Source organism: Virgisporangium aliadipatigenens, from assembly GCF_016863615.1.
GTDB classification, from domain to species: Bacteria; Actinomycetota; Actinomycetes; order Mycobacteriales; family Micromonosporaceae; genus Virgisporangium; species Virgisporangium aliadipatigenens.
Window position 1 is genome coordinate 173,874 of sequence record NZ_BOPF01000006.1, and the last position, 21,379, is coordinate 195,252.

The window sequence follows — 21,379 nt, forward strand, 5'->3', positions numbered from 1 at the left end:
CACTGTCGGGCCACGGATGGCCCGCCGGGGCCAGCGCCGTGCCGGGCATGCAAAACCGGCGCCGGCCGCGGTGCGGTCGACGCCGGTTCGGGTACGGCTCAGTCGGTGTCGGGCTCTTGCGGCGCGTCCGGCCCGTACGGCGAAACCTGATCCGGTGGCACCGGCCCGTGATGTTCGGGCTTTCCGCCGCCGGGGCCGCCGCCCTGGGCCTCCGGGATGTTCGCCGCGCTCTCCTGGACCAGCGGATCCTTGCCGCTGCGGCGCATCTCGGGCTGTTGGATGTTGGGCATTGTCGTCTCCTTCGTCAGGTTCGGTGCGACACCGGGCGCAGGCTGACGGTGTCGCCGCGGCGCACCACGCGCACGCGGTCGGCGAGGCCGCGCCGGGCGACCTCGGTCAGGTAGTCCGACAGCGGCGAGCGGAACACCGGGTAGTCGTCGTAGTGCACCGGCACGGTCAACGCGGGGCGCAGCAGGGCGGTGAGATCCGCACCCTGCCGGCCGTCCATGGTGAGCAGCATCCCGAGCACGCGGGTCCCGCCGAGGTGGATCACCATCGCGTCGAGGTCCGGGAAGCGTTCCCGGACCCGGGCCAGCTCGCGTCGGTAGAGCGTGTCGCCGGTGATGTAGACGGTCAGCGGCTCCTCGGCGGCACCGGTCAGCTCGAGCACCGTTCCGATGACCGGCGGCATCAGCAAATCCACCGCGCCGGGGCCGTGCCGGCCGGGCACCGCGGTCACCCGCAGCTGCGCCCCGCCGCGCGCGAAGGTGGTGCTCTCCCAGGGTTCCAGCGGCGTCGCCGCGTCGAATCCCCAGCGGTGCAGGCGTTTCGCGGCCTTGCCGGTGGTGACGATCGGCACCGCGCGGTCCAGTTCGCGGCGGGCGATCCGGTCGAAGTGGTCGCCGTGCAGGTGCGACAGGACGACCGCGTCGAGCGGTGGGAGTTCGGCGGGTGTGCGGGCGGGCTCGGTGCGGCGCCGGCTCCACAGGCCCTTGCCGAGGTACGCGCGCTGGCCGCGGTGCAGGAAGTTCGGGTCGGTCAGCAGCGTGAAACCGCCCAGCCGCAGCAGCGTCGTGGCCGTTCCGACGAAGGTGAGATCGGGGTCGGTCACGTCGGTTCGCCCAGCGCCTCGGCCAGTTCCTGCTTGTTCATGTGGGAACGCCCGGGCAGGTCCACTTGTCGCGCCCGCGCGTACAGCTCGTCGCGGGTCCTCGCTTCGGCCGGCGAGTCGAGCAGCCGCGCGCGCTCCGTCTCGAACGCCGCGCCCAGCCGCTCCAGCGTGCCGCCGTCGACCAGTTCCCGCAGCTGGGGCAGGACCGTCGACTCCTCCTCCTCGACGTGGTGGCGCACCGCGGCGACGAACGCCCGGAACGCCTCCGCGAAGTGCGGCGAGGCGGTGAGGTTGCGGGCCCGGCGCAACAGGTGCTCGGCCTGGAAGTGCTCCCGCTCGTTCTCCTCGAAGTCGGTGAGATACGGGTACACCTCCAGCTCCTCGGCCCGGGAGTGCGCCGACAGCCGGTCGGCGACCTCGGTGAGGAGCGCGTCGCGGTCGCCCTCGTCGGCCAGCACCCGCTCGAAGAGCGCGTCGAGCGCCCGATGGTCCCGCGTGATCGCGTCTACCGCGTCCGACATCGTCCCCTCCTCAGCTGCTCGCGTCGCGGATGGCGTCGCGCACGCGGTCGGCGACGGCGAGGACCGGCCCGAGGGCCAGGTTGGCGGCCGCCGACTCGGTGCCCGGGTGCGGCCGGGTCGGCGCGAACGCCTCCGCCGCGCGGACCGCGTCGGCCAGCCCGCGCAGCCGTCCGGCCGGCACGTGCGCCCGCAGCCGGGGGAACTCGTAGCGCTCCTCGTACCGCGCGTGGGTCAGCACGGCGGTGCGCAACAGCAGGAGCCCGGCGTCGAACCCGGGCGCGTCGACCCCGCCGTCGACCAGGGTGCGCAGCGTCTCCTTGGCCTCGCGTTCCTCGGCGAGCCGGTCGTCGACCAGCGCGTCGCTGTCGGGCAGGGTGCGCGACAGCGGGTGGACCAGTTCCTCCTCGGCGGTCTCGTGCACGGACAGCAGCCGCACGAGGTCGTCGAACGCCTCCCGCCGGGTGTCGCCCGCGCTGCCGGCGACGAGGACGAACAGTTCCTCGATCCGCGCGTGCTGCGCCAGCAGAAGATCAATTGCGTCGTTGGCCGGCACTTTGTCAGGCACTGCGGCCGCCCTCCTTCGCGCGCAACGACTCCACGGGGTGCGGCCCTTCGGTCTCGATGCGGTACTCGTCGCCGAAGCGTTCGCGGTGCTGCTCGATCACCTGCTCGCTCGGCGGCTGCTCCCCGGCGTGCAGCTGCTGCTGCATCCACTCGAACCGCTCGTGCGCCTCGCGCACGTAGCCCTCGCCCAGCTTGTTCAGGTCCATCTGGGTGGCCAGCAGGTGGCGCAGGTACTCCTTGTTCGGCTCGAACGTCAACGGCTCCGGCAGCCCCGACCCGCCGACGATCTCCTCCGGTTCGCGGCCCTCGTGCCGGCGGAACAGGTCGGCCGCGGACTGCAGGTGGGCCAGCTCCATCTGCAGGTGCAGCTCCCAGATCGCCTTGACCCGCGGATCGCTCTCCTGCTCCATGAACGACCAGTACAGCCAGCACTCGGTGTACTCGTGCGTCAGCAGCCGTTCCCACCAGCTCTCACCCGGGTCGACCAGCGACTCGTAGTGCGTGACGTGCTCCTGCTCGATGAGGCTGATCTCCTGGTACAGCTGCCGGGCGATGGGCTCCATGTACTGCGGCCCGACGTTCATGTAATAGACCATCACCTGCTGCTCGGCGGCGAGGATCGTCAGCGCGTGCAGCTTCGAACGGGGATCCACCAGGTCCTTGTCGTACGGCGTGCGCACCTCGTCGAACGGGTGCCGGTGCTCCTGCACGGTCGGCCGCCCCGGCATCACCTCGGTGAGCCCGTCGACGATCTTCTCGGCCTTGCGGCGTTCGACCATCTCGTACAGGTTGGCGTAGCGGTACAGATGGTCGAAGTCCTCCAGCACCCCGAACTCGTACGCCTGGCGCAGGTACGGCTCCGGCTCGTGCCGGGCGACCCAGGCGGTCAGGTCGACGGCCACCTGTTCGTAGCCGAGTGTGGTCTCCAGGACGCTCGCCTGGCCGGGCAGCAGCCAGTTCACCACGCGTTGCTGCTGGCTCTCCAGGTAACGGGTGTACGCGAGCTGTCGCTTCACGTCGTCGTCGCCGCAGTTCCGGGCGAACTGGTGGGAGAACATGATCGCTTCGGCCTCGATGCCGTTCATGGCGATGATCCGGCACCGGGTGTAGGGGTCGACCGCTTCCGGGTCGATCGGCTCGACGTTCAGCTCGCGCCAGTTGCGGATCTGGTCGTCGAGCGGGATTCCCTTGTGGTCCAACGGGTTGAACACGACATCCTCCGCTCACACCGGGCAGTGGCGGCCAGCTACCCGGGGTCCGGGGCGGCAAACGCGGTTGCCCCAGTTCACCCGGGGTAGTGGTGCCGGGTGACGGGTGATCGGGAACGCGACGTCGTGGTGATCGGCGGTTCGGCCGGCAGCCACGCGGCGTTGCAGGCGCTGGTGGCCGGCCTGCCCGCCGACCTGGCCGCCACGGTGCTGGTGACCGTGCACCTGGCACCCGAGGGCGGCAGCACGATCGCCGCCATGCTGGACCGGATCGGCGGGCTGCCCGCGGTGCCCGCGGTCGACGGCGAGCGTGCCCGGCCGGCGCACATCCACACCGCCGTTCCCGACCGGCACCTGCTGATCACCGCCGACGACACGCTGCGGCTGGGCCGCGGCCCGCGGCAGAACCTCGTCCGGCCGGCCGTCGACGCGACGTTCCGGACGGCGGCGCGCTGGTGCGGGCCCCGCGTGATCGGCGTGGTGCTCTCCGGCAGCCTCGACGACGGCGCCTCCGGACTGGCGTCGATCGTCGAACACGGCGGGGTGGCGCTGGTGCAGCGGCCGGACGACGCGAAGTTCGCCGGGATGCCGTCGGCGGCGCTCAAGGTGGTCCCCGAGGCCACGGCCCTGCCGGCGGACGACCTCGGCCGGGCGATCACGGCGCTGGTCGGCCGCGACGGCCCACGCCCGCCCACCGAACTGCGAGACAGCCTGCTCTGGGAGACCGACATGCTGGCCTACGGCCACTCCGCGAACGACCGGCCCGGAGAGCCCGTCGCCCTGGGCTGTCCGGAGTGCGGCGGCGGCATGTACCGCTTCCGCACCGGCTTCGCCGACCACTACGTGTGCCACGTGGGCCACTCGTTCTCGCCGCAGGCGCTGCTGTCCGCCCGGTCGGAGAACGTCGAGGCGGCGCTGTGGACGGCGATCAGCGCGCTGCAGGAACAGGCGACGGTGCTGCGCCAGATGGCCCGCTACGCAGGCGACCGCGGCGACGACGACGAACGGCGCCGCCACGAGAAGGAGGCGCAGAGCGCGCGCCACGCCGGCGAGGTGCTGCGCAGGCACCTCACCGGCGGCTCATGAGCGCTTCGCGAGCGTCTCCGCACCGAACTCCAGCCGGTCGTCGACGACCCGCACGGTCACGCTGTCGCCGGGGCTGACCCGGCCGTCGAGAAGCATCTCGGAGAGGCGGTTGTCGACCTCGCGCTGGATCGTGCGGCGCAGCGGCCGCGCCCCGAACTCCGGTTCGTGCCCGCGGGCGGCCAGCCACGCGACCGCCTCCGGCGTCACGGTCAGCGCGACGTTCTGCGCGTGCAGCCGGCGGTGCGTGCGCTCCAGCAGCAGTTCGGTGATGCGGGCCAGCTCGGTGTCGGTGAGCCGGGCGAAGACGACGATCTCGTCGATCCGGTTCAGGAACTCCGGCCGCATGTGCTCGCGCAGCCGCCGCATCAGCCGGTCCCGCAGGTCGGCCGGCACGCCGCCGTCGGAGCCGCCGTCCGACGTGAACCCGAGCCCGGTGCCGCGGCCGACGATCAGTTCGGAGCCGAGGTTGCTCGTCATGATCAGCACGGTGTTGCGGAAGTTGACCGTCCGGCCCTGGCTGTCGGTGAGCCGGCCGTCGTCGAGCACCTGCAGCAGCAGGTTGAACACGTCCGGGTGGGCCTTCTCGATCTCGTCCAGCAGCACCACGCTGTACGGGCGGCGCCGCACCGCCTCGGTGAGCTGGCCGGCCTCCTCGTAGCCGACGTACCCGGGCGGGGCGCCGACGAGGCGGCTGACCGTGTGCCGTTCCTGGAACTCGCTCATGTCCAGCCGGATCATGCGTTCCTCGTCGCCGAAGAGCGCCACGGCGAGGCTGCGCGCCAGTTCGGTCTTGCCGACGCCGGTGGGTCCCAGGAAGAGGAAACTGCCGACGGGGCGGCCCGGGTCGCCGAGCCCCGAACGGGCCCGCCGGATCGCCTGGGCCACCACCCGCACGGCGTCGTCCTGGCCGACCATGCGCTCGTGGAGGCGTTCCTCCAGGCGGCTCAGGCGTAGGCGTTCCTCCTCGGTCAGCTGCGTCGCGGGGATGCCGGTGGCGCGCGAGACGACGGCGGCGATGTCCTCCGCGGTCACCTCGGCGACCGCGGAGCGCTTCCCGTCGGCCTGCTCCAGCCTGGCCCGCAGCGCGGTGAGCTCGTCCCGCAGGGCGCTCGCGCGCTCGTACTGCTCATGCGCCACCGCCTGGTCCTTGTCCCGGGTGAGGCGTTCGACCCGCTGCTCCAGTTCCCGCAGATCATGGCCGGGGGAGGCGGCCCGCAACTGGATCCGCGCGCCCGCCTGGTCGATCAGGTCGATGGCCTTGTCCGGGAGGAACCGGTCCGCGACGTAGCGGTCGGACAGCTCGGCGGCGGCCACCAGCGCCTCGTCGGTGAAGCGCACGCCGTGGTGCGCCTCGTAGCGGTCGCGCAGCCCGCGCAGGATCTCGATCGTGTCCTCGACCGTCGGCTCCGGCACCAGCACCGGCTGGAACCGCCGCTCCAGCGCCGCGTCCTTCTCGATCGAACGCCGGTACTCGTCCAGCGTCGTGGCACCCATGACGTGCAGGTCGCCGCGGGCCAGTGCCGGCTTGAGGATGTTCGCGGCGTCCGCGCCCCCGCCGTCGCCGCCCCCGCCCGTGCCGACCACGGTGTGCAGCTCGTCGATGAAGAGGATCAGCTCGGTGGAGTTGGCGGTCACCTCGTCCATCACGTTCTTCAGCCGCTCCTCGAAGTCGCCGCGGTAGCGGGTGCCGGCCACCAGGCCGGTCAGGTCGAGCTGCACCACCCGGCGGCCGGTGAGCGTGCGCGGCACGTCGCCGTCGGCGATGCGCTGCGCCAGCCCCTCGACGATCGCGGTCTTGCCGACCCCGGCCTCGCCGATCAGCACCGGGTTGTTCTTGGTGCGTCGGGCCAGGATCTCCACGCACTGGTCGATCTCGTCGGCCCGGCCGATCACCGGGTCGACGCGGCCCTCCTGCGCCATGGCGGTGAGATCGCGGCCGAACCGGTCGAGCGTCGGCGTGGCCGTCTGTTCGCCGGTGGGCGGGCGCGCGGCCGCCATTCCCGGGGACGGTGCGGAAGGGCGGCCCCGCGCCGCGTCGATGATCGCCTGCGGCGTGATGCGGTTGGCGGCGAGCGTGCCGTCCGGTTGCAGCGCCAGGGCGAGCAGGATGTGCTCCGGTCCCAGGTAGGAGGAACCGAGCTGCTGGGAGACGCGGTGCGCGTCGAGCAGGGCGCGCTTGGCGGCGGGCGTGAGCGCGGGCGGGCCGTTCGACGCGTTGCCCGGCGTGCCGCCGGCCGCGCCGCGCACCAGCGCGTCCGGGTCGGCGCCGGCGCGGGTGAGCAGTTCGCGCAGCGGCTGGCGGCGGGTGGCCGCCCAGAGCAGGTGGTCGGTGCCGACGTCGGGGTCGCCGATCTCCGCGGCGTGCGCGGCGGCCTCGGCGACCAGTTCGCGGGCCTCCTGGCTCATCAGGCGGCCGAGGTCGACCCGGTGCACCCGGGCGGGGCCGCCGAAGAAGCGGGCGAAGAACTCGTCCATCGGATCCGGCCCGAAGACGCCTGCCATGGGAAAAACCTCCTACTCGAACAGGCTGTGCCCGTTGTCGCCCGCACGCCGGCGGGCCCGCCGGCGCAGTTGCACCACCACGATGTCCACGACGGAGACCACGGCCAGCGCGGCGAACGCCCAGCCGAAGCCGTTCAGGCCGGCGCGCAGCAGCAGCCCGGCGAAGACCACGCACATGACCAGCCCGAAGATCGCGAGCACGAGGCGGAGGTTGAGCGCGGAGTACGGCCGCTCGACCGTTCCACGGCGTCGCGGGGGCTGCGCACCGATCGGCATGCGTGCGCCCCTACCCGCGATCGGGCGCATGAACCGCCTGCCAACGAGCCGTCCGCCCGGCCGCCCGGGCGGGGCATGGGTCCTAGCCTCCTAGGATGGGCAAGGCTCTGCGTGCCCGCGCACCCGGCCGCGCCTATCGCGCGACGGCCGCGACCAGTTCCCTCGTGTACTCGTGCGTCGGGGACGTCAGGACCCGGGAAGCGGGGCCGCGTTCGATCACGCGGCCGTCCTTCATCACCAGCACCCGGTCCGCCAGGTGGTGCACCACCCCCAGGTCGTGCGAGATGAACAGCAGCGCCGTCCCGTCGGCCGCCTGGATCTCGGCGAGCAGGTCGAGGATCTGCGCCTGGATCGACACGTCCAGCGCGGAGACCGGTTCGTCGCAGACGAGCACGTCCGGCCGGGGGCCGAGCGCGCGGGCGATCGCCACCCGCTGGCGCTGTCCGCCGGAGAGGTCGCGCGGGCGGCGCCGCAGGAAGGTCACGCCGAGCCCGACGCGTTCCAGCAGTTCCACCACGCGTCCGCGCCGGTCGGCGTCGGGGAGCGGCTCACCCACGATCTTCTCGACGGTGTACCTCGGGTCGAACGAACTGAGCGGATCCTGCGCCACGGACTGGATCCGGCGCCGGTGCGGCCTGCGCAGGCGTTCGCGCACGCCGCTCCACGGCACGTCGCCGAGGCGCACCGTCCCCCCGTCGGGCTCGGTGAGCGCCAGCGCGATGCGGGCGAGCGTGGTCTTGCCGGAGCCGCTCTCGCCGACGACGCCCAGGGTCTCGCCGCGCGCGAGCGTGAAGCTCACGTCGTTCACGGCGTGCCGGGTGCCGAACCGCTTGTGCACGCCGTCGGCGCGCAGCACCACGTCGGCGGTGTCCACGACGCGCGGCGGCAGCGGGAGGCGTTCCACTGTGGACAGTCGCTTGCCGCGCGAGGCCGCCGTGGGAACCGCCGCGAGGAGGGTGCGGGTGTAGCGGTGCTCGGGCGCGGTCAGCACGCGGGCGGTCGGGCCCTGTTCGACGATGCGGCCGTCGTGCATGACGAGCACCCGGTCGGCGAGCTGCGACACCACCGACAGGTCGTGGCTCACCAGCAGGAGGGCGCCGTCGCGTTCGGCCAGCAGGCGCAGGATCTGGGCCTGGACGGTGACGTCGAGGGCGGTGGTGGGTTCGTCGGCGATGAGCAGCGGCGGGTCGGCCGCGATGGCGGAGGCGATGAGTGCGCGCTGGCGCAGCCCGCCGGAGAGCTGGTGCGGGTACTGCTTGGCGCGGAGCGCCGGTTCGGGGACGTGCACGGCGTCGAGGAGTTCGGTGACCCGGGTGGGACGCGCGCGCCGTTCACCGATGTCGTGCGTGCGCAGCACCTCGCCGATCTCCCGCCCGACGGTGCGCAGCGGGTCGAGCGAGACGAGCGCGTCCTGCAGCACCAGTCCGGCGCCCCGGCCACGCAGCCGTCGCCAGTGCCGTTCCGTGAAATCACGGGTGTCGTGGCCGTCCACGACGAGCCGCTGCACGCGCACCGACGCCGTCGGACCGGCGAGGCCGACGAGGGTCCGCGCCGTGACGCTCTTGCCCGAACCGCTCTCGCCGACGAGCGCCACCCGTTCGCCGGGGAGGATGTCGAAGCTGATCCCGCGCACGGCGTGCACCGGACCGGGGAAGCTGACGTGCAGGTCCACAATGGACACCAGCGGTTTCACGCGCGTCTCCCCTCGAAGCGGCGCTGCAGCCGCCGTCCGACGGCGGTGAGCGCGACGACCGTGACCGTGAGCGTGGCGCCCGGCAGGACGGCCGTCCACCAGGCGACCCGCAGGTAGTTGCGGCTCTCCGAGAGCATGGCGCCCCACTCGGGGGAGGGCGGCTGCGGCCCCATGCCGAGGAAGCTCAGCGCGGCGGCGTTCACCACGGCCGAGCCGAGCCCGATGGTGGCGAGCACCGGCAGGGGGCCGAGGACGTTCGGCAGGATGTGCCGCCCGGCGAGTCGCACGCCCGACAGCCCGAACGTCCGCGCCTGCTCGACGTATCCGGACCGCCGCACCACCATCGTCTGCGCCCGCACGATGCGCCCGTACCGGGGTGCGAACGACAGCGCGATCGCCAGCACGAGCGACGGCGCGCCCGGTGCCGTCAACGCGATGAACAGCAGCGCCAGCAACACCTCCGGGAATGCCGACAGCACGTCGAACGCCCGGCTCAGCAGCCCGTCGACGGGTCGCGGGGAGAGGCCGGCGACGAGCCCGAGCAGCCCGCCGACGGCGACGGAGAGCGCGGTGGCGGCGACCCCGATGCTCAGCGAGTAGCGGGCCCCGTGCACGACGCGGGTGAACACGTCGCGCCCGAGCTGGTCGGTGCCGAACCAGTGCGCGGTGTCGGGCGGGTCGAGCGTGTGCAGGGGATCGGCGGCGAGCGGGTCGTCCCCGGCGATCAGCGACGGCGCGACGACGGCGACGGCGACGAGTCCCAGGACGAGCACCGCCGCGACGGTGCCGGGCGTCGCGCGCACCCGCAGGTCCACAGTGGACGGACGAGGCAGGACGACCGTCATGCCGCCGCCTCCTTTCGCAGCCGAGGATCGATGAGCAGATACGCCAGGTCCGCCAGCGTGGAGAGCGCCACGTACACCGCCGCGGCGAGCATGACGACCGCGAGCACCACCGGGATGTCCTTGTTGCCCACGGCTTCCGTGGCGACCTCGCCGAGCCCCGGCCGGCCGAAGACCCGTTCGACGACGACGGCGGCACTGAGCATGAACCCGATGAGCGTGCCGGCGAGCGTCACGGTCGGCAGCAGCGCGTGCCGCAGCGCGTGGCGCGCCACGACGGCGTACGACGTCAGCCCGCGCGCCCGTGCGGTCAACGCGAACGGCTCCTCGAGCGCGCGTTCGAGCCCCTCGCGCAGCACCTGACTGAGCAGCCCGCCGAGCGGCAGGGCCAGCGACAGCGCCGGCAGCACCAGGGCCGCCGCGTCCCGGTCCCCGGAGACCGGGAACCAGCCGAGCCGGAACGAGAAGAGGCTCAGCAGCAGGATCCCGATGAGGAACGCCGGCGCGGAGACGACGGTCAGTTCGACACCGGAGACGAACCCGCGCAGCCAGCGGCCCCGCCCGGCGGTGAGCACGGCGAGCCCGAGCGCGATCACCACGCAGAACGCCGACGCGAGCAGCGTCAGCTTGACCGTCGGCCAGACCTGCCCGCCGATGACGTCGACGACCGGCCGCTGCAACACGTAGGAACGGCCGAGGTCGCCGTGCAGCAGCCGCCACAGGTAGGTCAGGTACTGCACGACGGCGGGCTTGTCCAGGCCGAGGTCCGCGATGATGGCGGCCCGGATCTGCGGGGTGTCCGGCCCGTCGCCGACCAGGGTGTCGACGGTGTCGCCGGGGGAGAGCCGCAGCGCGAGGTAGGCCGCCGTGGCCGCCGCCCAGAGGACGAGCACGCTGCCGCCGAGCCGTTTGAGGACGGCTGTCATCGGTTGACCCACACGTTGTAGGCGCTGCCCGGGACGCCGGCGGTCGGTTCGAAGCGCAGCCCGCCGACGGTGCGCCGGGCGGCGATCTGGTCGGCCGGCGCGTAGAGCGGCAGCAGCGTGGCGTTGTCGGCCAGGATCCTCTGCACCCGGGTGTAGATCTCCTTGCGCTTGGCCGGGTCGGTGGTGGCGGCCCCTTGCGCGACAAGGGTTTCCAGTTCCGGCGTGGTGTAGCCGTGCCGGTTGATGGGCGCGCCCTTGGGCAGGATGAGGCTGAGCGCGGCGCCGGCGTCGGTGTCGGCGCGGGAGTTGTCGAAGAGTTCGAACTCGCCCTTGGCGATCGCGTCGTTCGCCGTTCCCTGGTCGACGATGCGGACCTGGAGGTCGATGCCGGCGCTCTGCTTCACCGCGGCCTGCACGGCCTGGGCGAGGACGTCCCGCCGGTCCCGCACGAACGGCGCCGACAGCACGATCCGCACGGTCAGCCGCTTGCCGTCCCTGGTGCGGAAGCCGTCGCCGTCCTTCTGCGACCAGCCCGCCTGATCCAGCAGCGCGTTCGCCCCGGACGGGTTGTTGCCGTAGGACTTCGCGAGCGTCGCGTCGTAGAACGGGCTCGCCGGGCTGACGATGCTCCACGCCCGGGTGGCGGTGCCGCGGTAGACGCCGTTCAGCACGGCGTCGAGATCCACCGCGTCGCGGAACGCCCTGCGCACCCGCTCGTCGTCGAAGGGCGCGTGCGTCTGGTTGAAGTAGTAGCTGTAGGCGGTGCCGCTGTTGAGCTGCTTGGTGAAGCTCAACTCGGGGTCGCCGGCCAGCAGTTCCTGCTCCGTGGCGGGCACGCCCTCGACGACGTCGACCTGTCCGGAGGTGAGCGCGCCGACGCGCACGGCCGACTCCTTGAGGAACCGGTAGGTGACCTCGTCGAGGTATGCGGTGCCCTGGTGCCCGGCGTTCTCCGGTGCCCAGTCGTACACCGGGTTCTTGCGGTAGTGCACCTCCTGCCCCTTGGTGTACCGGTCCAGGATGAACGGCCCGGTCCCGACGACGCTCGGCCCGCCCGCCTTGAGATCGGGACTGCCGAACGACTTCGGCGACACCTGCGCGCCCTGCGGGGAGGAGAAGAAGTCGAGGATGGGCGCGTCCGGCTGCTTGAGCCTGACCACGAGGGTGGTGTCGTTCACCACGTCGGCGCCGGCGTAGTTCTTCAGCTGGGTGGCGGCGACGGTGGGCGCGTAGCCGGGCACCAGCAGCTGGTCCAGGTTGGCCTTGACGGCGGCGGCGGTGAAGCGTTCGCCGTCGTGGAACGTCACGCCGCCGCGCAGCGTGAACGTGTAGGCGAGGCCGTCCGGGGAGGCCGTCCACGCGGTGGCGAGCCAGGGCAGGTAACCGCCTTTGTCATCGTGCGTCAGCAGCGCCTCGAAGCTGTTCCACACGAGCAGTCGCGCCTTCGCCTGCGCGTACTGGTGCGGGTTGAACGTGATCGGCTCGGTCTCGACGGCCCACGTGAGCGAGCCGCCCTGGATGGGCGCGCCGGCGTCGGTGCCGGACCCTTCCGTCGCGCTGCAACCGGTCGCGAGCAACGTCGCCGCGGCCAGGGTGGCAAGGAGTCGTCTGCGCATGGCCAAATTCCTATCACATCTGTAGGGTAAGGGGTAATAGGCAAACGGCTGTGGTCAATGCGGAGGCTTGGATGACCCGACATCTGCACCTGGCGGTCGCGCTCGACGGCGCCGGCTGGCATCCGGCGGCCCGCTCCCCGGAAGTGCTGAGACCGGGGTACTGGCGGGACCTGGTGCGCACCGCCGAGCGGGGGCTCCTCGATTTCGTCACGTTCGAGGACACGCTCGGGCCGCCGGTCGCCGGTCCCCCCGGGCGGTTGGACGCGCTGCTCGTCGCCGCGCGGGTGGCCCCGGCCACGAGCCGCATCGGGCTGGTCCCGGTCGTCACCGTCACGCACACCGAGCCGTTCCATGTCTCGACGGAACTGGCGACGCTCGACCACATCAGCAACGGCCGCGCGGGCTGGCAGGTGCGGGTGTCCGGCCGCCCGGCCGAGGCGGCGCAGTTCGGTCACCGCGTCTTCCCCGACCTGGATCCGGCGCACCTGGACGACGAGTCCGCCCGCTTCGTGGCCGAACTCTTCGCCGAGGCGGCCGATCACGTCGAGGTCGTGCGGCGGCTCTGGGACAGCTGGGAGGACGACGCGGTCATCCGCGACGTGGCCACCGGCCGGTTCGTGGACCGGGAGAAGCTGCACTACGTCGACTTCGCCGGCCGCTTCTTCAGCGTGAAGGGACCGTCGATCGTGCCCCGGCCGCCGCAGGGGCAGCCCGTCGTCACCGCGCTCGCGCACGACCAGCTACCGCTGGAGTTCGCGGCCGGCTCGGCCGACGTGGTGTACGTGACCGATCCGTCCATTGTGGAGGGTGTGCGACCGGCGAAGGTCTTCCTCGACCTCGTGGTCAGCTTCGACGGGGCGGCGTTCGACAGCGACGCGCACGTCTTCACCGGCACGCCGGAGGAGCTGGTGGAGCTGCTGCTCGACGAGCGGGAGGCCGGGATCGACGGGTTCCGGCTGCGGCCCGCCGTGCTGCCCGACGACCTCGCGACCGTCGTGGAGCGCGTCGTGCCGCTGCTGCAGGAACGCGGCGCCTTCCGCACCGCGTACGCCGAATCCACGCTGCGGGAGCGCCTCGGCCTGCCCGTCGCCGTCAACCGCTACGCGGGAGCGAGCGCATGAGCAAGAAGCAGGTGATTCTGGCGGCGCACTTCCCGGGCGTCAACAACACCACCGTGTGGAGCGACCCCGAGTCGGGCAGCCAGATCGCGTTCGACTCGTTCACCCGTTTCGCGCAAACGGCCGAGCGGGGCAGGTTCGACTTCTTCTTCCTCGCCGAGGGACTGCGCCTGCGTGAGCAGCGCGGCCGCATCCACGATCTCGACGTGGTCGGCCGGCCCGACGCGCTCACCCTGCTCGCCGGCCTCGCCGCCGTCACGGATCATCTCGGCCTCACCGGAACGGTGAACGCGACCTTCAACGAGCCGTACGAACTGGCCCGCAAACTGGCGACCCTGGACCACCTGACCGAGGGCCGGGTCGGCTGGAACGTCGTCACCTCCTCGGACGCGTTCACCGGCGAGAACTTCCGCCGCGGCGGCTACCTGGACCGGGCCGACCGGTACAGCCGCGCCGCCGAGGTGTTGCAGACGGCGCGCGAACTCTGGGACAGCTGGGCGGCGGGGAGGGACGCGCCGGACGAGTTCGTCCACAGTGGACAGCACATCGACATCCGGGGTCGGGTGACGGTGCCGAAGGGCCCGCAGGGCCACCCGCTCATCATCCAGGCGGGCGACTCCGACCCGGGCCGGGAGTTCGCCGCGAAGGACGCGGACGCCATCTTCTCCCGGCACGGCACGCTCGAGGCCGGGAAGGCGTTCTACGCCGACGTGAAGGGCCGGATGGCGAAGTACGGCCGGCGGCCGGAGGAGTTGAAGATCCTGCCGGCGAGCACGTTCGTCCTCGGCGACACCGACGCCGACGCCCGCGAACGTGCCCACCACATCCGCCGCCAGCAGGTGAGCCCGCAGACCGCGATCCTGTTGCTGGAACAGCTGTGGAACAAGGATCTCAGCGACCACGACCCGGACGGGCCGCTGCCGGCGTTCGACCCGGTGCCGGAGGCCGACTCGATCATCAAGGGGCGCACCCGGCTCTACGACGACCCGATCGAGAAGGCGCGGGAGTGGCGCGCCCTGGCGCAGGAGAAGGGCCTCGGGATCCGGGACCTCATCATCGAGGTGACCGGCCGGCAGAACTTCGTCGGCACCCCGTCGGCGATCGCGCAGGCGCTGGACGAGCACGTGCAGGCCGACGCGGCCGACGGGTTCATCCTGGTGCCGCACATCGTTCCGGGCGGGCTCGACGAGTTCGTCGACAGGGTCGTGCCGCTGCTGCAGGAACGCGGCGTCCTGCGCACCGAGTACACGACGAGCACCCTGCGGGAGCACCTGGGGTTGGTGAAGCGATGAAGTTCCTCGCGATCACGCTCATCGTGGACCGGGGCACAAAGTCCCCCCGGGAACGGCTGCGCGAGGTCGTCGACAACGCCGTCTTCGCCGAGCAGGTCGGGTTCGACGGCTTCGGGGTCGGCGAACGCCACGAGCGGCCGTTCATCTCCTCGTCGCCGCCGGTGGTGCTGAGCCACATCGCCGCGCGGACGGCCACGATCCGGCTCTTCACGGCGGTGACCACGCTCAGCCTGCTCGACCCGGTGCGGGCGTTCGAGGATTACTCGACGCTCGACAACCTGAGCGGCGGCCGCCTCGAACTGATCGTCGGCAAGGGCAACGGGGCGGCCCAGGCGAAGCTCTTCCACGTGACGGCGCAGGACCAGTGGGAGCGCAACCGTGAGGGCTACGAACTGTTCACCCGCCTGTGGCGCGAGGAGAAGGTGACCTGGAGCGGCCGCTTCCGCCCGTCCCTGGAGGAGGCCGAGGCGCTGCCCCGACCGCTGCAGCAGCCGATCCGCATCTGGCACGGCAGCGCCACCAGCCGGGCGTCGGTCGACCTGGCCGCGTCGTACGGCGACCCGCTCTTCTCCGCCAACGTGACCAACCCGGTCGAGCCCTACGAGGAACTGGTCGCCTACTACCGGGAACGGCTGGCGTTCCACGGCCACGACGCGTCGAAGGCACTGGTCGGGGCCGGCAGCGCGGGCCTCTACATGCACCGCGACTCGCAGAAGGCGGTCGACACCTATCGGCCGATCTTCGAGTCGCGCCAGGAACTGTTCAGGCGGGCCGGTGTCCAGCCGGTGTTCCACTCGATCGAGGACGCGATCGAACGCAGCTCCCTGCTCGTCGGCAGCCCGCAGCAGATCATCGACAAGGTGCACCGCTACCACGATCGGCTGGGCCACGAGGTGATGCACGTGCAGGCCGACGCGGACGGCCTGTCCGACAAGGAGCACCGCGCCTCCCTCGAACTCTTCCAGAGCGAGGTGGCGCCCGTGCTGCGCCGCGAGATCTCCAGTCGACCGTTCCCCGCGCCGGAGGTGTGAGGCCTTGACGATTCCACTGTCCATCTTGGACCTCTCGCCGATCAGTTCCGGCAGCGACGCCGGCCAGGCGCTGCGCAACACGATCGACCTGGCGCGCCGGGCGGAGTCGTTCGGCTACCACCGCTACTGGGTCGCCGAACACCACTTCGCCGCGGGTGTGGCGAGCGCGGCGCCGGCAGTGCTCATCGGACAGATCCTGGCGGCCACCGACCGGATCCGGGTCGGCTCCGGGGCCGTGCAGGTGGGCCACCGGACGCCACTGTCCATTGTGGAATCCTTCGGGCTGCTGGACGCGCTCTACCCGGGCCGGATCGACCTGGGACTGGGCCGTTCCGGCCAGCGGAGCAAGGAGGCGGCGGCCGCGCCGAAGGGGCCTCGGAAGGAGGCCTTCGAGAAGGACGGGCTGCTGATTCCCGCAGCGTTCGACTTCTCGGTGCTGGCCGCGTCGCCGCGCTTTGCCGTCTACCAGCGACTGCTGCAGCAGCCGGCGGCCGTCGCGCCGGACTTCGCGGAGGTCGTCGACGACATCCGGGCGCTGATCGACGGCACCTACGAGGGCGCGCGGGCCACCCCGGGCGAGGGCGCGAAGGTCGAGCTGTGGATCCTGGGCAGCAGCGCGGGGCAGAGCGCGGAGGTGGCCGGCCGGCTCGGGCTGCCGTTCGGGGCGAATTACCACGTGGCGCCGGCGAGCGTGCTGGAGGCGGTCGAGGCCTACCGGGCGGCGTTCCGGCCGTCGCAGGTGCTCGACCGGCCGTACGTGATCGTCTCCGCCGACGTCGTGGTCGCCCCGGAGACGGCCGCCGCGCGGCGGCTCGCCGCGGGGTACGGGCTGTGGGTGCGCAGCATCCGCACCGGGCAGGGCGCGATCCCGTTCCCGTCGCCGGCCGAGGCCGCTGAGGCGCCGTGGACGCCGGAGGACGCCGCGCTGGTGGCCGACCGCCTGGACACGCAGTTCGTGGGGACCCCGGACGAGGTCGCGGAGCGGCTGCGCGTGTTGCAGCGGGTGACCGCCGCCGACGAACTCCTCGTCACGACGATCACGCACGACCACGGCGACCGGGTGCGCTCGTTCGAACTGCTGGCCCACGCCTGGGGAATCTTGCCAAGCGGGGGCTGACCAGGCACAGTAAACCATATGGTTAACCCTCGTGACCCTCTGGACCTGACGTTCGGCGCGCTTGCCGACCCCACGCGGCGCGGCATCGTGTCGGCTCTGGCCGTGCAGCCGCGCACGATCGCCGCGCTCGCCGGGCCGCTGCCGATGTCCCTCGTCGCCGTCAGTAAGCACGTCACCGTCCTCGAACGCGCCGGGCTCGTCGCGCGCACCCGCGAGGGGCGCTCCCAGGTGTGCGCGTTGCGCGCCGCGCCGCTCGCCGGGGCCGCCGGGTGGCTGGAGCACTACCGGGCGTTCTGGACCGGGCGGATCGACTCCCTCGAGCGCTGGCTGGGGGAGGAGGCGTGACCGAGCTTCTCATTACCCGTGACCTGGCCTTTCCGGTCGAACGGGTCTGGCGCGCGTTCACCGACCCGTCGGCGCTGGCCGCATGGTTCTGGCCGCAGCGCTTCGCGCCGACGGCCGAGGCCGATGTGCGCGTCGGCGGTCGCTACCGCATCGACGGGCCGGCCGTCGGGATGGCGGTCAGCGGCGAGTACCGCACCGTCGACCCGCCCCGCCTCCTCGTCTTCACGTGGCAGTGGGACGGCGAGAACGAGTCGACGCTCGTGACGATCGCACTCACTCCGGCACAGGACGGGACGCAGTTGACGCTGCGGCACGAAGCGTTCGATAGCGAAGAAGCGCGGGACGAACACGACCAGGGGTGGCGCGACTGCCTTGACCGGCTCCCGGGATGGCTAGATGGTTGATCCCTCTTGACGGCGGGCCTGAAGCGAGGATTATGTGACAGTAGTTGTAACGCCCGTGCAGACTACAAACTCATATTGACCGCTTCAGGCCGCCGCCCACCCCCTGGAGAAACCACATGCGCCTGCGCGCTTTGCTCTCGTTACCCCTCGCCGCCCTCCTCTTCCTGCCCGCCGCCTGCGGCGACGGCGACGACGACAACAAGGGCACCACCGGTGCCGCCGCGAAGGCCGACCCCGCGCTGAACGCCAGCCTGCCCGAGGCGATCAAGAAGGCCGGGGTGATCCGCTTCGCCGGTGACTCGCACCCGCCGTACCGGATCGTCGGCCCCGACGGAAAGACCGTGACCGGCATCGACCGGGAGATCCAGGAGGCGCTGGGCGCGGTGCTCGGCGTCAAGACCGAGATCGAGATCGTCGCCGGGCTGCCGGCCGCGCTCACCGGCATGCAGTCGGGGCGCTACGACGCGTTCAACGGGCCGGTCAAGGACACCGCCGAACGGGAGAAGGAGTTCGACGCGGTCGTCTGGATGGTCACCCGCACCGCCTACCTGATCCCCAAGGACAGCAAGGCCGGCATCAAGACCTCCGACGACCTGTGCGGCAAGAAGGTCGCCGGCACCTCGGGGTCGATCATCGAGGACCAGATCAAGAAGCTCACCACGTGGTGCACGGGCAAGGGGAAGCCGGCGCCGACGTTCATCGGGCTCGCCGACACCAACGCGATCATCCTCGCCGCCAAGTCCGGCCGGGCCGACGCCGCCGGCATGACCGAGAGCGCCGCCATCGACGCCATGGCCAAGGAGAAGGACGCCTACACCTACGTCAGCCAGACCGACGAGCAGGGCGCCGGCGTCGACCAACTGGCGATGCTGGTCCCCAAGTCGAGCAAGCTGGGGCCGGTCATCCTCCAGGCGTTCAAGGCCATCTTCGCGAACGGCGAATACAAGCGCATCATGGACAAGTACGGCCTGCAGAAGGTCGTCGTCACCGAGCCCAAGATGAACACGGCGGCCGGATGACCACCGTGGACATCGCCTCCGCCCGGCCGCGACTGCGGCCGGGCCGTTGGCTCACCGGCATCGTGCTCGCGCTCGTGGTGCTGCGCATCGCGTGGTTCCTCGTCGACAACCCGCGCTTCGAGTGGTCCGTGGTCGGCGAGTACCTCTTCGACCCGAACGTCCTCAAGGGCCTCGGCATGTCGCTCCTGCTGACCGTTCTCGGGATGACCCTGGGCTCGCTGCTCGGGGTCGTGCTCGCCGCCGGGCAACTCAGCGACTTCGCGCCGGTGCGCTGGGCGAGCACCGGCTACGTGGGGCTGTTCCGCGGCATCCCGCCGCTGGTGCAACTGATCTTCTGGTACAACCTGGCCTACCTCGCGCCCACCATCGCAGGCTGGGACACCAACGACCTGATCACGCCGTTGACCGCCGCGATCATCGGGCTGAGCCTGCACGAGGCGGCGTACATGGCGGAGATCGTGCGCGCCGGCATCCTCGCCGTCGACCCGGGTCAGCGCGACGCGGCCAAGGCGATGGGGTTCGGCGCGGCGCAGACGTTCACCCGGGTCGTGCTGCCCCAGGCGATGCGGGTCATCATCCCGCCGACCGGCAGCCAGTTCATCTCGCTGCTCAAGGGGACGTCGCTGGTGTCGGTGATCGCGATGGCGGACCTGCTGCACTCCGTTCAGGTGATCTACAACGTGACGTACAAGGTGGTGCCGATGCTGTTGGTCGCCTGCGTCTGGTATCTCGTGGTCGTCACCGTGCTCTCCCTGGGACAGCAGCGGTTGGAACGTCACTTCGGACAGGGGCACCAGCTATGAAGCCGGTCCTGCAGGCCGTGCGGGTCAGGAAGCGCTTCGGCGACCATCAGGCGCTCGACGGGGTCGACCTGAGCGTCGAGGAGGGCGAGGTCGTGGTCGTCATCGGGCCCAGCGGTTCGGGCAAGTCGACGCTGGTGCGCTGCCTGCACCAGCTCACCCCGATCGACGGCGGCGCGATGTACCTCGACGGCGAACTGCTCGGCCACGCCGTGCACCGCGGGCACCTGCGACCCCTGTCCGAGGCGGCGATCACGAAGCAGCGGCGGCGGATGGGCATGGTGTTCCAGCAGTTCCACCTCTTTCCGCACTGGACGGTGCTGCGCAACCTGACCGAGGCGCCGGTGCGCGTGCACGGCGTCGCGCCGGCCGCGGCCCGCGATCGGGCGCTGGCGCTGCTGGAGCGCGTCGGGCTGGGCGAGCGGGCGAACGCCTATCCCCGCCAGCTCTCCGGCGGGCAGCAGCAGCGGGTCGCCATCGCGCGGGCGCTCGCCACCGACCCGCGGATCATGTTCTTCGACGAGCCGACCAGCGCGCTCGACCCGGAGTTGGTGGACGAGGTGCTGGCCGTCATGCGGGACCTCGCGCGCAGCGGCATGACGATGGTCGTCGTGACGCACGAGATGGCCTTCGCCCGCGAGGTGGCCGACCGGTGCGTGTTCATGGATCGGGGGCGCATCGTCGAGACCGGCCCGCCCGCGCAGATCTTCGGTGCGCCGCGGTCGCCGCGGCTGCGCGCGTTCCTGTCCCGCTTCACCGGACCGTCGGAGGTTCCCCTCGATGCCTGAGCTCTCCATCCTCGCGGTCGGCGATCTCGTGCTCGACGAGCCGGAACAGGCGTCGTTCTTCGACCCGGCGCGCCGTGTGCTGCAAGCGGGCGACGTGGTGATCGGGCACATCGAGGTGCCGCACTCGACCGCCGACGTGCAGCTGAGCACGGACATCCCGGCACCGGGCGCCGACCCTGCGGGCCTGGCGGCGGTGGCCGGCGCGGGCTTCCACGTCGTGACGCTCGCCGGCAACCACATGTACGACCTCGGCGACGTCGGCATCCACGACACGATCGGCCACGCCCGCAAGGCCGGACTGCACACCGCCGGCGCCGGCGCGAACCTCGACGAGGCCCGCCGCGCCGCGATCGTGGAGCACGAGGGGACGCGCGTCGGCGTGCTCAGCTACAACCTCGTCGGCCCCCGCGAGTCGTGGGCGAACTCCCGCAAGCCCGGCGTCGCCTACGTCAAGGTCCTGACACACTACGAACTCGACCACGCGTCGCCGGGCGGCCCGCCGACGATCTACACGTTCGCGGATCCGGCCGGGCTGGACGCGATGGCCGCCGACATCGAGGCCCTCGCCGCCGAGGTCGACGTGGTGACGGTCTCGATGCACAAGGGCGTCGGCCACACGCCGGCGGTGCTCGCCATGTACGAACGCCCCGTCGCGAAGGCCGCGATCGACGCCGGTGCGCACGCCGTCTTCGGCCATCACGCGCACATCATGCGGGGCGTCGAGGTGTACCGCGGCCGGCCGATCTTCCACGGCCTCGGCAACTTCGTCACGGTGACCCGCGCGCTCACCCCCGACGGCGACAACGCCGAACGGGCGGCCTGGGCCAGGCGCCGCGTCGAGCTGTACGGGTTCGCCCCCGATCCCGACATGCCGTACTACCCGTTCCATCCGGAGAGCCGGAACACCGCGATCGCCAGGGTGCGCGTCAGCACCGGCGGCGAGGTGACGGCGGGTTTCGTCCCCTGCTGGATCGACGACGCCGGCAGACCGGTCCCGCACGGCCGCGACGAGGTGGGCGAGCGCGTGGCGGCCTACATCGCCGACATCAGCGGCCGGGCGGGTTTGAACACGTCCTTCGAGTGGCACGGCGACGAGGTGCGGGTCGCCTGAGCCGGTCAC

Annotated in this window: 22 protein-coding genes; 11 read left to right on the top strand and 11 right to left on the bottom strand. The window is 71.8% G+C overall.

Annotated features, from left to right (window positions below; genetic code table 11):
* Positions 1-98 precede the first annotated feature (98 nt).
* Genes Val02_RS10105 through Val02_RS10125 form a run of 5 tightly spaced genes read right to left on the bottom strand, consistent with a single transcriptional unit; the run spans position 99 to position 3,407 of the window.
* A complete protein-coding gene (locus Val02_RS10105; protein ID WP_203898690.1) occupies positions 99-290 on the bottom strand; it encodes a hypothetical protein in 192 nt (63 codons plus the stop codon).
* A gap of 14 nt (positions 291-304) precedes the next feature.
* Entirely contained in the window at positions 305-1,111 is an 807-nt protein-coding gene (locus tag Val02_RS10110) for an MBL fold metallo-hydrolase (protein WP_203898691.1), read from the bottom strand.
* Positions 1,108-1,632, bottom strand: a complete 525-nt coding sequence (locus tag Val02_RS10115; RefSeq protein WP_203898692.1) for a hemerythrin domain-containing protein — start codon at positions 1,630-1,632, stop codon at positions 1,108-1,110. Before Val02_RS10115 ends, Val02_RS10110 begins: the two co-directional genes overlap by 4 nt.
* Before the next feature lie 10 nt (positions 1,633-1,642).
* Entirely contained in the window at positions 1,643-2,197 is a 555-nt protein-coding gene (locus Val02_RS10120; RefSeq protein WP_203898693.1) for a hemerythrin domain-containing protein, read from the bottom strand.
* A complete protein-coding gene (locus Val02_RS10125; protein WP_203898694.1) occupies positions 2,190-3,407 on the bottom strand; it encodes a hypothetical protein in 1,218 nt (405 codons plus the stop codon). The genes Val02_RS10120 and Val02_RS10125 overlap by 8 nt, the downstream gene beginning before the upstream one ends.
* Positions 3,408-3,503: 96 nt before the next feature.
* Between Val02_RS10125 and Val02_RS10130 the strand changes: the two genes are divergently transcribed.
* On the top strand, positions 3,504-4,490 hold the full coding sequence (locus Val02_RS10130) for a chemotaxis protein CheB (RefSeq protein WP_203898695.1): 987 nt from the start codon (positions 3,504-3,506) through the stop codon (positions 4,488-4,490).
* On the opposite strand, the gene Val02_RS10135 is transcribed toward Val02_RS10130, so the two are convergent.
* From Val02_RS10135 to Val02_RS10160, 6 genes are all read right to left on the bottom strand, one after another.
* Positions 4,485-6,992 (bottom strand): ATP-dependent Clp protease ATP-binding subunit, encoded by a 2,508-nt coding sequence (locus Val02_RS10135; protein ID WP_203898696.1) that lies wholly within the window; start codon positions 6,990-6,992, stop codon positions 4,485-4,487. The two genes, Val02_RS10130 and Val02_RS10135, sit on opposite strands and share 6 nt — an antisense overlap.
* 12 nt (positions 6,993-7,004) lie before the next feature.
* Positions 7,005-7,268, bottom strand: coding sequence for a DUF6343 family protein (locus tag Val02_RS10140; RefSeq protein WP_203898697.1), 264 nt, complete (start codon positions 7,266-7,268; stop codon positions 7,005-7,007).
* 133 nt (positions 7,269-7,401) lie between these two features.
* Complete coding sequence (locus Val02_RS10145) at positions 7,402-8,961, bottom strand: dipeptide ABC transporter ATP-binding protein (RefSeq protein ID WP_239152661.1); 1,560 nt, start codon at positions 8,959-8,961, stop codon at positions 7,402-7,404.
* On the bottom strand, positions 8,958-9,806 hold the full coding sequence (locus Val02_RS10150; protein WP_203898698.1) for an ABC transporter permease: 849 nt from the start codon (positions 9,804-9,806) through the stop codon (positions 8,958-8,960). Before Val02_RS10150 ends, Val02_RS10145 begins: the two co-directional genes overlap by 4 nt.
* Positions 9,803-10,729 (bottom strand): ABC transporter permease, encoded by a 927-nt coding sequence (locus Val02_RS10155; protein WP_203898699.1) that lies wholly within the window; start codon positions 10,727-10,729, stop codon positions 9,803-9,805. The genes Val02_RS10150 and Val02_RS10155 overlap by 4 nt, the downstream gene beginning before the upstream one ends.
* Positions 10,726-12,345 carry an ABC transporter substrate-binding protein gene (locus tag Val02_RS10160; protein WP_203898700.1) on the bottom strand — a complete coding sequence of 540 codons (1,620 nt, stop codon included), beginning with the start codon at positions 12,343-12,345 and terminating at the stop codon, positions 10,726-10,728. The genes Val02_RS10155 and Val02_RS10160 overlap by 4 nt, the downstream gene beginning before the upstream one ends.
* A gap of 71 nt (positions 12,346-12,416) precedes the next feature.
* Here Val02_RS10160 and Val02_RS10165 point away from each other — a divergent pair, with 71 nt between their 5' ends.
* From Val02_RS10165 to Val02_RS10210, 10 genes are all read left to right on the top strand, one after another.
* Entirely contained in the window at positions 12,417-13,466 is a 1,050-nt protein-coding gene (locus Val02_RS10165; protein ID WP_203898701.1) for an LLM class flavin-dependent oxidoreductase, read from the top strand.
* On the top strand, positions 13,463-14,755 hold the full coding sequence (locus Val02_RS10170) for an NtaA/DmoA family FMN-dependent monooxygenase (protein ID WP_203898702.1): 1,293 nt from the start codon (positions 13,463-13,465) through the stop codon (positions 14,753-14,755). The genes Val02_RS10165 and Val02_RS10170 overlap by 4 nt, the downstream gene beginning before the upstream one ends.
* The gene (locus tag Val02_RS10175; protein WP_203898703.1) at positions 14,752-15,786 is read left to right on the top strand and encodes an LLM class flavin-dependent oxidoreductase; all 1,035 of its coding nucleotides are present in this window, start codon (positions 14,752-14,754) and stop codon (positions 15,784-15,786) included. The genes Val02_RS10170 and Val02_RS10175 overlap by 4 nt, the downstream gene beginning before the upstream one ends.
* A 4-nt stretch (positions 15,787-15,790) precedes the next feature.
* A complete protein-coding gene (locus Val02_RS10180; RefSeq protein ID WP_203898704.1) occupies positions 15,791-16,903 on the top strand; it encodes an MsnO8 family LLM class oxidoreductase in 1,113 nt (370 codons plus the stop codon).
* 18 nt (positions 16,904-16,921) lie between these two features.
* On the top strand, positions 16,922-17,248 hold the full coding sequence (locus Val02_RS10185; RefSeq protein WP_203898705.1) for an ArsR/SmtB family transcription factor: 327 nt from the start codon (positions 16,922-16,924) through the stop codon (positions 17,246-17,248).
* The gene (locus Val02_RS10190) at positions 17,245-17,652 is read left to right on the top strand and encodes an SRPBCC family protein (RefSeq protein WP_203898706.1); all 408 of its coding nucleotides are present in this window, start codon (positions 17,245-17,247) and stop codon (positions 17,650-17,652) included. The genes Val02_RS10185 and Val02_RS10190 overlap by 4 nt, the downstream gene beginning before the upstream one ends.
* Before the next feature lie 116 nt (positions 17,653-17,768).
* A complete protein-coding gene (locus Val02_RS10195) occupies positions 17,769-18,671 on the top strand; it encodes a transporter substrate-binding domain-containing protein (RefSeq protein ID WP_203898707.1) in 903 nt (300 codons plus the stop codon).
* Positions 18,668-19,474 (top strand): amino acid ABC transporter permease, encoded by an 807-nt coding sequence (locus tag Val02_RS10200; RefSeq protein WP_203898708.1) that lies wholly within the window; start codon positions 18,668-18,670, stop codon positions 19,472-19,474. Before Val02_RS10195 ends, Val02_RS10200 begins: the two co-directional genes overlap by 4 nt.
* Entirely contained in the window at positions 19,471-20,259 is a 789-nt protein-coding gene (locus Val02_RS10205; RefSeq protein ID WP_203898709.1) for an amino acid ABC transporter ATP-binding protein, read from the top strand. The genes Val02_RS10200 and Val02_RS10205 overlap by 4 nt, the downstream gene beginning before the upstream one ends.
* The gene (locus Val02_RS10210) at positions 20,252-21,370 is read left to right on the top strand and encodes a CapA family protein (protein WP_203898710.1); all 1,119 of its coding nucleotides are present in this window, start codon (positions 20,252-20,254) and stop codon (positions 21,368-21,370) included. The genes Val02_RS10205 and Val02_RS10210 overlap by 8 nt, the downstream gene beginning before the upstream one ends.
* Positions 21,371-21,379: the final 9 nt, after the last annotated feature.

What these genes read in the sequence shown, in the direction of transcription:
- Val02_RS10105 (WP_203898690.1), bottom strand. Translation starts at nt 290, where the DNA reads ATGCCCAACATCCAACAGCCCGAGATGCGCCGCAGCGGCAAGGATCCG.
- Val02_RS10150 (WP_203898698.1), bottom strand. Translation starts at nt 9,806, where the DNA reads ATGACGGTCGTCCTGCCTCGTCCGTCCACTGTGGACCTGCGGGTGCGC.
- Val02_RS10205 (WP_203898709.1), top strand. Translation starts at nt 19,471, where the DNA reads ATGAAGCCGGTCCTGCAGGCCGTGCGGGTCAGGAAGCGCTTCGGCGAC.
- Val02_RS10200 (WP_203898708.1), top strand. Translation starts at nt 18,668, where the DNA reads ATGACCACCGTGGACATCGCCTCCGCCCGGCCGCGACTGCGGCCGGGC.
- Val02_RS10195 (WP_203898707.1), top strand. Translation starts at nt 17,769, where the DNA reads ATGCGCCTGCGCGCTTTGCTCTCGTTACCCCTCGCCGCCCTCCTCTTC.
- Val02_RS10175 (WP_203898703.1), top strand. Translation starts at nt 14,752, where the DNA reads ATGAAGTTCCTCGCGATCACGCTCATCGTGGACCGGGGCACAAAGTCC.
- Val02_RS10135 (WP_203898696.1), bottom strand. Translation starts at nt 6,992, where the DNA reads ATGGCAGGCGTCTTCGGGCCGGATCCGATGGACGAGTTCTTCGCCCGC.
- Val02_RS10210 (WP_203898710.1), top strand. Translation starts at nt 20,252, where the DNA reads ATGCCTGAGCTCTCCATCCTCGCGGTCGGCGATCTCGTGCTCGACGAG.
- Val02_RS10170 (WP_203898702.1), top strand. Translation starts at nt 13,463, where the DNA reads ATGAGCAAGAAGCAGGTGATTCTGGCGGCGCACTTCCCGGGCGTCAAC.
- Val02_RS10160 (WP_203898700.1), bottom strand. Translation starts at nt 12,345, where the DNA reads ATGCGCAGACGACTCCTTGCCACCCTGGCCGCGGCGACGTTGCTCGCG.
- Val02_RS10115 (WP_203898692.1), bottom strand. Translation starts at nt 1,632, where the DNA reads ATGTCGGACGCGGTAGACGCGATCACGCGGGACCATCGGGCGCTCGAC.
- Val02_RS10185 (WP_203898705.1), top strand. Translation starts at nt 16,922, where the DNA reads ATGGTTAACCCTCGTGACCCTCTGGACCTGACGTTCGGCGCGCTTGCC.
- Val02_RS10140 (WP_203898697.1), bottom strand. Translation starts at nt 7,268, where the DNA reads ATGCCGATCGGTGCGCAGCCCCCGCGACGCCGTGGAACGGTCGAGCGG.
- Val02_RS10165 (WP_203898701.1), top strand. Translation starts at nt 12,417, where the DNA reads ATGACCCGACATCTGCACCTGGCGGTCGCGCTCGACGGCGCCGGCTGG.
- Val02_RS10155 (WP_203898699.1), bottom strand. Translation starts at nt 10,729, where the DNA reads ATGACAGCCGTCCTCAAACGGCTCGGCGGCAGCGTGCTCGTCCTCTGG.